The sequence below is a fragment of the Pedobacter hiemivivus genome (assembly GCF_005144565.1).
GTDB classification, from domain to species: domain Bacteria; phylum Bacteroidota; class Bacteroidia; order Sphingobacteriales; family Sphingobacteriaceae; genus Pedobacter; species Pedobacter hiemivivus.
The window spans coordinates 253,302-265,898 of record NZ_SWDX01000001.1 but is presented as its reverse complement, the minus strand read 5'-3'; the positions used below and the strand labels follow the sequence as shown (position 1 = coordinate 265,898).

At 41.1% G+C, this 12,597-nt stretch carries 6 protein-coding genes; 1 reads left to right on the top strand and 5 read right to left on the bottom strand.

Annotated elements, in window-relative coordinates; all coding sequences use genetic code 11:
- Nucleotides 1-271: 271 nt before the first annotated feature.
- Entirely contained in the window at nucleotides 272-1,159 is an 888-nt protein-coding gene (locus tag FBD94_RS26100) for a DUF6266 family protein (RefSeq protein ID WP_205945819.1), read from the top strand.
- On the opposite strand, the gene FBD94_RS01085 is transcribed toward FBD94_RS26100, so the two are convergent.
- Genes FBD94_RS01085 through FBD94_RS01065 form a run of 5 tightly spaced genes read right to left on the bottom strand, consistent with a single transcriptional unit; the run spans nucleotide 1,107 to nucleotide 12,469 of the window.
- A complete protein-coding gene (locus FBD94_RS01085; protein WP_136878784.1) occupies nucleotides 1,107-2,696 on the bottom strand; it encodes a calcineurin-like phosphoesterase C-terminal domain-containing protein in 1,590 nt (529 codons plus the stop codon). The genes FBD94_RS26100 and FBD94_RS01085 overlap by 53 nt on opposite strands.
- 28 nt (nucleotides 2,697-2,724) lie before the next feature.
- Nucleotides 2,725-4,437, bottom strand: a complete 1,713-nt coding sequence (locus tag FBD94_RS01080) for a RagB/SusD family nutrient uptake outer membrane protein (protein WP_136878783.1) — start codon at nucleotides 4,435-4,437, stop codon at nucleotides 2,725-2,727.
- Between the two features lie 9 nt (nucleotides 4,438-4,446).
- Nucleotides 4,447-7,260, bottom strand: a complete 2,814-nt coding sequence (locus FBD94_RS01075; protein WP_136878782.1) for a SusC/RagA family TonB-linked outer membrane protein — start codon at nucleotides 7,258-7,260, stop codon at nucleotides 4,447-4,449.
- Between the two features lie 17 nt (nucleotides 7,261-7,277).
- Nucleotides 7,278-9,065, bottom strand: coding sequence for a RagB/SusD family nutrient uptake outer membrane protein (locus FBD94_RS01070; RefSeq protein ID WP_136878781.1), 1,788 nt, complete (start codon nucleotides 9,063-9,065; stop codon nucleotides 7,278-7,280).
- 26 nt (nucleotides 9,066-9,091) lie between these two features.
- Entirely contained in the window at nucleotides 9,092-12,469 is a 3,378-nt protein-coding gene (locus tag FBD94_RS01065; protein WP_136878780.1) for a SusC/RagA family TonB-linked outer membrane protein, read from the bottom strand.
- Between the last annotated feature and the right edge of the window lie 128 nt (nucleotides 12,470-12,597).

Sequence of the window (12,597 nt, the reverse complement as noted above, 5' to 3'; positions counted from 1 at the left end):
TTAAAAAAAACAGACTTTTTGTTTCACAACAAGAATGTTACAACTAAGGATTTCAGCCCAAAAGTTTCTTTTCAGTTAACCCTGTAAACCCGGCCTATACCCGGCATTTACCCGGACATTACTCGGACACTGCCCGGCTGGAGCCGAGTAGCATCCGCTTAACATCCGTTAACATACTGTGAATTAAATTGCCTTAAAGTGCAAGCCGTCAAAAGCATGCGAATTGACAATCAACAGCTTAGTGCATACTTTTAGAAAAAAACAAAAAACTATGGCAAGAATTGAGAATGGTATTTTGGGTGGCTTTAATGGTAATCTCGGTCCAGTAGAGGGTTATGTAAGATATGGAATAGCTTATGTTAGGACAAAGAAAAGAAAGCGTACCACTCCCCCAACCCCAAAAGAGAAAATCCAAAGAAAGAGAATGGAAGTAGTGAATAATTTCGTCAACAGTATGACGGATTATGTTCGAATAGGCTTTGAAGAAGCTGCCCAAGGCAAACCCATTTCGCCCAACAATGCAGCTAAATCCTACCAACTACTACATGCAGTTCAAGGCGAATATCCTGACATCAGCATGAACTACTCAGCAGCGCGTTTAACTCAGGGAACCATTGAACTGCCATTAAACCCAATTGCAACAGCCGAAGGCAATGGTGTTCGCTTTAACTGGAGCTACAACACTTCATTAAACTGGAGCGACAGAGGGGCACGAGTAATGCTATTGGTTTATGCCGAAGAAACAGGAAAATCATATTACCTATTTTCTGGCGCACGCATGACCGAAGAGACAGATTTTTTAGAATTGCCTGCAGAAGTAAAAGGCATGCAACTTCAGGTCTATATGTCTTTTATTGCAGATGATAGAAGAAGTTTAAGCAACAGTATTTACCTTGGCAACCTGGTTATTGAAACATTAGCTTTAAATACCATGGAAATATCAACAGAACAGGATTCTTGTGCTATTTTACCAAACAGAAGAAAAGAATATGCTGAAAAAACGGCATCATTACTCCATGAAAACGGAAAAATAACCGGGTTACTTTTTGATAAAATAATTGACCGAGAAGGATGGCATCCCAAAAGGCAGGACACCATCCATTTTATTACTTTGTATTGCTTTCTAATAATGCAATTTTATAGCTGCTTTTTTGAGTAAAAGTCCTTCCGAAAATATCAATCGCCTTTACTTCAATTACATGGTCTCCAACGGGCAGATTTGGCTGAACCGGTGTACTCCACAGGTGACGACAAAGTGCGGGAAGTCCTGGCCTTCTTCCACTTAGTAATACCTCGCTATGGTCCCATTTATGTATAAGATCTAAAAATGTCGGGTCATTTTGTAGCACATAGTTCATAGCGGTCCATTTTCCACTATCTATGCGACACATTACTGTGTCACCAGGGCTTCCCATGAAGAAATTGGCATAAATTACGGCTGCCGTTCCTTTATTTTTTTCAAGAATTTTTGGTGCAGTAATCGCAATCTGATAGTCTGCCGGCATGTCCACTACTTTATAATCGATCGTGTAGGCATTCTGTTTAAAATTAATGAAGGCATATCCTTTAGGTGTCCCGTCACTCATGGTAGCCACAGGTACACCTTTAGCATTCAGTTCCCCCGAGTACCAGTTGCCTGAAGTTGTGCCTACATTGTAATGATGATGTGGTTTCTCCTGCTTCCAACCCTGCTCTTTAGTGAAGAAATCCTGTTTCTGACCATGGGTATGCGCAGAAAGTGAAAGGGTATGCGGAAACCGGGCCAATATGTCAAACAACCGCTGTCTGTCTTCATCCCTGAAAGGATCCCCACCTTCCTTAGGCTCACTTATGGGAATGTGAAAAGCAAGTACGATTAAATAATCTTCAGGAACATACTTTAATTCATTTTCTACAAAATCCAGTTGCTCCTTGCGGAAACCTCCCCAGTAACCCTTTCCATCCCTCGGATCTGGGTATAAGATATCATCAAGTACAATAAAATGCACTTTTGCATAATTAAACGCATAATTCGCGGGACCAAAGTGTGCTTCATAAGTTTCGTCGGCAAGGGAATCTGCTTTACCGTCAAAATCCAGATCATGATTTCCCAATAGATTATACCATGGAATACCCACGTCTTTTACCGCCTTAATATAGGGTGTAAATAGTTCCAATTTGTTCTGTACTAGATCACCCATACTTAAACCAAACTCAACTCCTTTGATACCTTTAACTTCGGAGATCACTCCTTTATAAAAATAGTCCACATCCTTAAGTGTGATAGGTTGTGGATCACCAAATACCAACATTTTAAAATTCTCGTTTTCTTTTACCATTGTCAAAGGAAAATCGACTGATGCAGGTAATACTCCTGTGGGTAAAACGCCTTTATACTTTAAAACAGGAGAGCCGCCTGGCTTATGGTTATAAAAGAACTGGGGAAGCTGGTCTGCATTAACACCCGTTTTATAACCAGAAGGTTTGATCACTGAAACAATATTATCTTTTCCTATTGGTAATGTGTACAAACCACTTTTATCAGTTAGTACCACCTGTACACCATTAGTAACCGCTACATCAGCTACCCCCAGATCTTTATGATCACGTTTACCATTATGATTAAGATCCTGATAAACAAAACCTTTCACAGTACTTTGAGCCTGGAGTTGAAAACTCGCCAGAAATACCAATGCTGTAAAACATACTCTTTTCATATTTTGATTTTTTAATAATTACAATTGATTACCAGCCTTTATTCTGGACGATTACCCCATTTGATTTCGTAATTTCTGACTGTGGGATCGGATAGTAGTAGAGTTTATTGTTCCAGGTACGGTTTTCTACTACAGTTGGTGTATAGCTAAAGGTCCCATTAGTATTTTTAACCACATTAACCCCCCTTAGGGCACCACCAATTGCCTGATCGGCAATCATCCAGCGCCTTACATCCCAAAAGCGGTGACCTTCAAATGCCAGTTCTACACGTCTTTCTCTTCTGATCAGAGCTTTCATACCCTGTTGATCGGAACCTGCAGGTATAGCCTTAAGGGCAACCGCTGCTCTGGTGCGTATGGAATTTAACGCTGTCCTCGCACTAACTGTTAATGTCCCTGGCCCCATACCTTCCGGGCCATATGCTTCATTCATCGCTTCGGCATAGTTTAAATAAATTTCCGACAGACGGATATACATCCATTGCTTGGGAGCAGTTTCGCCTATCTGCAGATCCAAAGTTTCGTTTATATACTTTCTTAGATAGTACCCTGTTTTAGAGGCCCTGTCTCTTGGCTTCCCATTAATTCCGCCGCTAAACACTTCAACAGGAACCGGAACTTTGCCAAATGGGGCGCCATTGAAGGCGACTATTTTCGACAGTCGCGTATCACGTCTGTTATAAGGATTTGCAGCATGAGATGGCTTATTCCAATCGAAATCACCGTCATCAAGGTGCTCATAAGCATCAACGAGATTCCCTGATGGACACGTTCCTGTTAATCCGAACGGAAAGCCTACAGCAGTATTTTGCTTTTCGAAAGTATTGCTGGCGGCATATCTTCTTTCAAAAATAACCTCTGTGCTTTTGGTTGCAGCCAATACGCTTAATGTTTCATATTTCGGCTGAAATGCATAAGCAGGAATAAGGGTAATTACTGCTCTATTCGCTTCAGCAGCTTTAATCCAGCGTGCTATTCGGTCGCCTCCGACATACCCCAGTAAAGCATCACCATTTGAAGGCTGATTATAAAGATCGCTGGCCGCGTACAGTAGCGTGCGCGCCTTCAGTGCCATAGCAGCCCCTTTTGTTGCCCTTCCATAGTTCCCTACATCATATGTTGCTGGGAGATCCGCAGCAGCCGCATCACAGTTAGCGACAATAAAATCAACGCAATCTGAAAATGACTTTCTCGGAAAACGGGAGATCCAGTCTGTATTTTTATCAATCACTTCATCTACAATCGGAACGCCGCCATAACGTTTAATCAGTTCAAAATAAAAGAATGCAGTAAGGAATTTTGCTTCCGCCTTATATTGTTTAGTCAAACCGACTCTAAGATTGTATTCTGTAGGATTTGAATATTGCCAGATCTTCCAGGTAATGGTGTCTGTAGACTGAATAAATATTTTAGCATTCCTTATAGATGCATAAGATTTATTCCAAATGTCATCAGGATTGGAATATGGCGTGATATTTCCGGTATTAAAATTCTGAATTGTTTCCACGTTGTTGACTTCCTCGGCTTCATCGCAGGCAGCTGCGAGCCAGGAAGTGCCGATATCCGCAAAGCCATCTGGAAGACCGCTATATACATTATTCAAGATGTTCCGGATCTGTGTGATGTTGTTATAGATGTTTTTATCATCTACAAAGGTCAAGTCATCCGGGTCAGTTACCTTGCAGGAGACAATACCCACTGCCCCGATAAAAATTAATATGCCTTTTTTAAAGTTATTCATATCCTTCTGTTAAAATTGTAAACTGATACCTGCGTTATATGATTTCATGACAGGATATCCTGCTAAAACCTCAGGGTCCGTATATTTCAGATGGTCAAATGTGAACAGGTTCATTCCCCTCAAAAATATCCTCGCATTCCTTAGCCTTGCACGCTTACTAAGACCTTGTGGTAAGGTATAACCTAGTTCAAGGCTACGTAGACGAAGAAAATCACCATTTACATACCAAAAGGAAGATTCCCGGTAATTGTTCTTATTTTCAAGTGTGGTAAGCCGCGGATAATCTGCTGTATTTTTTGTTTGTTCCGTCCAGAACTGATTCGCATAGGTATTGATTCGACCACCATTGTTATTTAATGGCCAGAACAGGAAGGGGGCATTTCCCAGATAAATGCTCCTGCCTACTTGTCCCTGAAAGAATGCACTAACGTCAAATCCCTTAAAATTAAAACCAACATCAAATCCCATATCCCAATTTGGCAAATTGGGTTTTTCCAGAGGTACTTCGTCAAAAGCATCTATGATCTTGTCCCCATTCTGGTCCTTATATTTAATATCTCCTGGCTTAACGGTACCGAATGTTTGAACCGGACTATTCTGAATATCTGCATCAGAGTTAAAAAACCCAATAGCTTCGAGCATAAACGGCTGCTTAATAGGATTACCTTTTTGATATAAATAACTATAAGGCTGAATGGTTTCTGGCAGGTAAGTTATTTTATTTGTGGCATAACTCACATTTACACCGGCGTGGTATCCCCAATCCTTTTTCTGTTTAGCAAAGGAAAGACTACCTTCAAGCCCCTTATTGGCCGTAATACCGGCATTGATATTTGGTAAATCCTGCCCTAGCAAACCTGGGATAAGTGCATCCTCCGAAACTAATATGTTTTTCCTTTTTTCATAAAATACGGTTAAGGAAAGATCTAGAATTTTAAATAATTGGGCGTCAATTCCAGCATCATATTTATAAGCCGTTTCCCAGGTGAGATTGGAATTAGGGGCGACACCAGGGTACAGACCTGCCTGTGCAGCATTGGCACTACCGAAATTATAGCCTGTTGCAGCAGTGTATTGCCTTAAATCGCTAAACCGCTGGCCAACTCCGGCGTTACCCACTGCACCTGCAGAAACTCGGAGTTTCAAAAAGTTCAGGTAGTTATTGTGCTTTAAAAAGTTCTCTTCAGAAATTACCCAGCCAGCAGATACCGCCGGAAAAAAGCCAAATCTATGTTCTTTAGGGAAGGCCTCCGTACCACTGTAGGATGCACCAATCTCTGCATAGTATCTGTTTAAATATCCATAATTTACACGGCCACTTAAAAACTGGTAATTATATGGGCTTTCACTACCAATAATCAGCCGATCCTGGTGATAAATTAGCTGGGTATTAAGCGTATGATTAATGCCCAACTCTGGAGTATACTGGATGTTTCCTTCCAGGGTATTGCGCTTATTCTGGACATCATTTACAGGGTATCCACCGGTACTTATTGTTTTAAGGTCCCCGTTGACGCCAATCAAAGCGCTAAGTACAGGCTCCCCTGATGGATTTTGTCCCAACAATTCCCTAACACCGAAGGTTTTGCTGTAGCCTTCCTGATTGCTATAAAAATTATCAGTTGAGAACCTTAGGCCGGCAGTAAGCCCCTTAAGGAGATCATTAAAATCATATTTTGTAGAAAGGGTAGTGAGAATAGCCCTGTTGTTTGTTACCCGATATCCTGATGAATTGATATAGCCTATTGGATTATTTGGATAAACTGTTGTACCTCCATATACACCATTTTGAACATAAGTAGGGAAAAGGTGAGCAGGATATTTATAAAGCATATCCCAGGTAGTTGGGGCATTCGTAAAAGGAGCATTTTTCTGATAGACCCTTCCATTAAGGTCCAATCCAAAAGTCCAGTTCTTATTTACATTTAAATCAAGGTTCGACCTAAAGGAAACATTGTCCAGATAGATACCTGTAGAATATCCATCATTCCTATCCGAGTTTTTATAAAGTCCTCCCTGATGAAAATAGCCAAGGGCAACATAATATCTTGCGATCTTATCACCTCCAGAAACATCAAAATTTGCCTTGGTTCCCAAAGCATTATTATTAGTCACCTCTTTTCTCCAGTCAATGTCTGGATAATAATAAGAATCCCCATTTTCATATCCTGCAATCTGTGCAGGCGTATAAGCTGGTGCCAATCCATCATTGCTGAGCGCCTGATTGTATAATTTTACAAAGTCTCCAGAGCTGACAAATCCGGGATTGCGGGTAGGTGACAGGAGTCCCTGTTCAACTTTACCATTCATGATCAGTTTGCCCACAGCTCCCCTTTTGGTGGTTACTAGTATAACCCCATTTGCTGCCCGGATTCCATAGATTATAGTTGAAGCAGCATCTTTAAGCACAGTGATACTTTCTATATCCTCAAGCTGCACGTCATTCATATCCCTTTCTATACCATCAACCATAATCAGAGGTTGATTTGTCGCCATGGTACTTCTTCCGCGCAGAAAAAATATCGGCGCATCGTTTCCCGGTTCCCCGCTGCTTTGCTGCAGGGTTAAACCTGGTAATTTTCCAAACAAACTATTGCCCGATAAATAGACGGAATTGCCAATGATGTCTTTGCCGCTGACAGTACTGACAGAATAGGTCAGCGCTTTTTTTCTGATCTGCCCGTAAGCTATATTGACCCTATCTTTGTTCGAGAGGGTATCGGTTTCCGGTCCTTCTTGTTTTTGCTGTCTCCCATAGCTAGTGTAACTCAGCAGAGAAAGCAAAATAAAGGCACACAAACATTTATACATAAAAAATTTCATATGATCTATCTAATTAATTACCATCCAGGATTTTGGACCAGTCCGTATTGTAAACTCACCTCTGTAGGCGGAAAAGGATGCAAATAATACCAGTCATAAAACTGCCTGTCTTCAAACTTGTATTTTGTATACGTATAGGTATTATTATTCATTTTTTTTACGGCCATATCGTAAACCGGCCCTTTAAATACATTGCCCATTTTCCAGCGTTTCAAATCCCAGAAACGATATTCTTCAAATGCAAATTCAATAGCCCATTCGTCCTGTATTTTTGTACGCATTTCATCCTTTAATAATCCTGTAGGGATATTTGGCATACCAGAACGGTTTCTGATCAGGTTAATCTTATCGTAGACCCGACTATCAGGAACAGAAAGTGTTTCGTTAAGTGCTTCAGCATACATCATATACAGATCTGTGAGGCGCATTTGTGAACATATAGGCGACCATGTTTTTTGTGTTGACACTCTGTCTTCATATCCGTATACATGTTTTCTAACCTGATGCGACCATTGCGTCTGGGCCTTTGAAGGACTATTATTACCTGCCAGCGTAGGGGTTTCATGCTCATAATATTGTATCTGAGTAGTGCCGTACAAGGTTTGCATATTATACATCACTGTCTGGTTAAACCTCGGGTCCAGGTTTTTATACGGAGCTGTAGGGTCATTTGGTGGTGTAGTGACCACCCCATTCCAGTTCCCATAGGAGCCATCTTTATTCTGGTATTTCTCTACCATATTCATACTCACCAGATTGGAAGAAAACCCTCCAGAAAATGGTGTCCCACGAGGAATCCAATAGGCCATTGATGGGTTGGTCACCAGCTGGGTGGCCCAGATCATTTCGGTATTTCCCTGATTAGGTTTGTACTGATAAGAAATGGTGTAGTTCAAGTTAACATTTGGCGTGTTAACCATGGCATAGGAGTTTGATTCACAATATTTAATCGCATCATCGGCAAATTTGACCGCAGTTTCCCAGCGCACAGGATCATAATTTGTTAAGCAAATCAAATTATTATGGCTACCAAAATTCATGTATGGGGTTGCCGTATTAAATAAGGGACTTGCAATATATAAGGCAGCTTTAGCTTTTAAGCTATAAGCAAACGCTTTATTTAAGTGCCCAAAATCCAATCCATCATACCGGGCTGCAAAATCAGGATTTGCAATGGCGGCGTCAAGCATCTGGATGATATAATTATAGACGTCAATTAAGGGCGACCGAGGAAGATTTACATCATCCGTTTGCACATTTAACCGTTTTGTAACCAATGGTACCCCACCATAACGCTTCATCAATTCAAAATACTGGAAAGCGATCATCGTCTGCGCCTCGGCTTTGATCCTCGCCTTTTGTGCCTCAGAGGCATCGGGGACTTCCTCAACCCGTTCCAATAAGGTAAAAGCCTTGCGAATGGTTTTATAGTGGTTTGAATAGATGTCTTCCCCTGTTTTACTATTAGTGAGCCATTCGGCATCCACCGTACCAAAATTAAATTTATGTGCGCCATAGTTCGCATTGGCTCTGAAGCTTCCGCCAAAATCAGTGGCGGCTTCCAGCATTGACCCACCCAGACGTGTTGTACTGGTTACCCCAACTGCCAACTGAAGGTAATACGGGCCCAGATTATACATGTCGTTAACCAGTTTTACTGTATTTTCGTATTTAACGAATATGGAGTCCTCATTAAAGGTTACTGAAAAAGGTTTTTCTAAAAAATCCTTATTACATGAGCTGGTCATCATTGATCCCAGCAGCAATAGAAAAGCAGCTGCTATTGGGATTATCATTTTTTTCATGATTATATTATTTAAATGATATAGATTTAAAATTGAACACTTAACCCTGCATTAAATACCTGTAACTGAGGATACCCCATACTGTCGCTGGCATTTTGTTCTGGATCAACCAGTTTTAGTTTGTCCCAGGTCAGCAGATTCTGTCCACTTACATATACCCTGGCACTGCTTAACCCTACCTTTTTAAAAAAGTCATTGCTGCTAAACCTGTATCCCAATTCTATATTTTTCAGGCGCAGATAAGATGCATCCCTTATCCATAAGGTAGAATTCTGGTAATTGGTTCCATTTGCATAGGTGGCACTTAATTTGGGCAATTTCGCATTAGCGGCATTTTCCGGTGTCCAGCGCTGCTCCATGACATTGGCAAGGATACCCCCAAATTGATTCCCCGGTTTTTGCATATAGCCGCTAACCAATCGACTTACCCGCCCTGCGCCCTGAAAAAGTACACTAAAATCAAAGCCTTTGTACGACAGGTCTAACGTTGCCCCATAAATTTTTTCCGGATAGGTTGGTGAACCAATAGGAACAAAATCATCCTTATCAACCTTACCGTCCTTGTTTGAATCCAGGTACTTCACATCACCAGGGGTAGGCTTTGCTGAATATTGCAATGGCGCGGCATCAGCCTCTGCCTGCGTATTAAAGAAGCCCAGAGCGATCAGACCATAGGTCTGGCTAATGGAATGACCGAATTGGTTTTGAGCAGTTTCCGGCATTCCGTTCTCTAAAAGCTTATTATGGGCATAAGTGAAATTACCACTAAGGGAATATTTTAATCCTCCGATCTTACTGTTCCATCCAACCTGGAGTTCATACCCTTGATTTCTCACCTTAGCGAGGTTATATACGTCCTGAATGGCTGCGGCAACATGCCCTATAACAGGCTTGGTTGCAAGAATATTATTCCGGTAGTCGATAAAATAGTCAGCATTGAAGCTTAATTTATCATTAAAGAAAGTGGTTTCAATCCCATAATTTTGTTTAACTGCTTTTTCCCAGGTGATATTCGGGTTACCCGTCTGCCCCTCAACAACCCCTTCTACCCCTCTAATGTCTTCACCAAAACGGGCCCTGTTGGCTAATATTTCATAAACGGTTGGAAGGTACATAAACCGATAATACTCAGGTTTACCAGTAAGGGGATTAATAGCAATCAATTTATCATTACCAGTTTCACCGTAAGAAGCTCTGAATTTTAGCAGGCTAAGTACACTGTGATCTCCCAATAGTTTTTTTACCAGCGGTTCCCTGGTTACGTTCCATCCTGCAGAGATCGCAGGAAATGTACCATACCGCTTCTCTGCAGGAAAATTTTCAGAACCATTTCGGCCTATAGATCCTTCCAGCATATAACGGTAATCATAATTATAAGTTATCCGTCCAACAACACCAAGGTATCCGATAGCAACCTCAGGATATTGCGTCGCATAACTTGCACTGAAAGGCCAAAATTGTTTATTCTGATTATACAGTACCAGCCCCGTAACATTGTGCTTTCCAAAGCTCTTATCGTACTGCAGCGCTGCTTCTAAATAGATTCTTTTGGAACGACTGCTAAAACTTTGAGCCGTCACTCCTCCTACCAACTCATCAGTGCTTGGCAGATAAACAACAGTTTCTTTACCATCCACCACAGTCTCAATTATTTCATAAGTTGGCCTCGTTACGTTCTTGCCCATGGAAGTGGTATAATCAGAATCATATCCAAGTTTTGCACGGAAAGACAATCCTTTTGTGACCATATCCAGTTTCTGATTTAGATCAGTCGTAATATTGAACTGGTTGATAAACCTTTCATCATAGCCCCCTGAAATTCCGGTAATAGGATTGATATAGGACTGAATGATCTTATCACCTATTATTCCTGGTGAGGCACCTGCCCCAGCACGTAGCATGGTACTGAAAGGTGATCCCGCAGTATGGTATTTATCAGCATAACCGCCGAGTGAAAGCTTGAAGATGGTCGTTTTTGTCAGGTTAAAATCTACATTCGAGCGAAAATTATAACGGTTATAGGTGGTGTTGTTACTATACCCATAATTCTTGTTGAACTCCTTTAACAGCCCGCTTTGATTCACATAACCAAGCGACACAAAATATTTGGCGAAGGTGCCTCCTCCATTTATGGTTAGTGTATTTTTTGTCTGCGGAGCCGTTTTGTGCAGCATATAATCAAACCAGTTAATGTTCGGGTGCAATAGCGGGTCACTTCCATCTTTAAATTTCTGCAAGTCTGCCGGTTTATAATATAGATTGTCTGGAGTTGAAGTTGGCGTATCGTTCTTCATGCCTTCATTGTACAAGAACGCATAATCATAGGAATTTGAAAATTCCGGCAAACGGGTTGGTGTTTGCAAAGCAAAATTACTGGTAAAGCCAATTTTAGGTTTCCCGGTAGTACCCCGTTTTGTGCTAACCAGAATCACCCCATTTGCACCTCTTATCCCATATACAGCAGTTGTTGAGGCGTCCTTCAGTACCGTAATGTTGTCAACTTCTTCGGCATTGATACTGTTAAAAGGACGTTCAATACCGTCAACCAATACCAGCGGTTCACTGTTTAAAGCATTGGTACTTGATCCCCTGATACGAATTTTGATGGGTTCATTACCGGGTGCACCGGTTGTTTGTTCTACAAAAACCCCTGAAGTACGGCCAACAAGGCTTTGGGCTAAATTAAGGGTGGGCGATTTGGCCAATTCCTCTCCTTTTACCGTCGTTAGTGCCCCGGTTACGCTTATCTTTTTTTGCGTACCAAATGCCACAACAACAACCTCACTGAGTGTAGAATTTTCTTCTCTCAATACAACGTTTACAATTTTATTCCCTTGATATGCAATCTGCTGCGCTTTAAATCCGATCATAGAAAATAGCAACACCTGTTTGTTGTCGGATAGTGTTATACTGTATTTCCCTTCTTTGTCCGTTACTGTAGCGAGGATAGTCCCCACTATCTTAACACCGACACCTGGGATGGGGCCACCGATGGAGTCTGTAACTACCCCACGCACCACGATATCTACTGTTTTTTTTGCAACCCGAGCTTCCTTCAGCACAAGAAATTTTCCATTTACCTCCACCTCAAAACCAAGTTTTTCCAGAACTACCGTTATTTTTGTTTTGCTAAACGACATAGCAGGAAGATTTCTATTCTCATTTACAGTTACCGGATCATACAGGAATTCAAAACCAGAAATTTTCTGCATCTGGTTAAAGACGTCCTTCACTGAACTGTTCTTTTTAATAGCAATTGTAATTTCTCCGTTGATAAGTTGTTGTTCCCGTATTGTTGAAGCATGTAAAAAACTGACAAAAAATAATACAGGCCCCATAAGTATCAAGCCATATTTCCCTGATAGATATAGAATGGGCCGACAATATTTTAAAAGTTTATTCATAATTTTATAATGTTTTTAACCTTACGTTATGTGTTGAAAATCCAGGGATACAAATTTGCATGATGTGCCCTGTCCTTATTATTCCAGCATTGATCTGATCAATGCTGGTTTAGTGCGATTACTTGTAC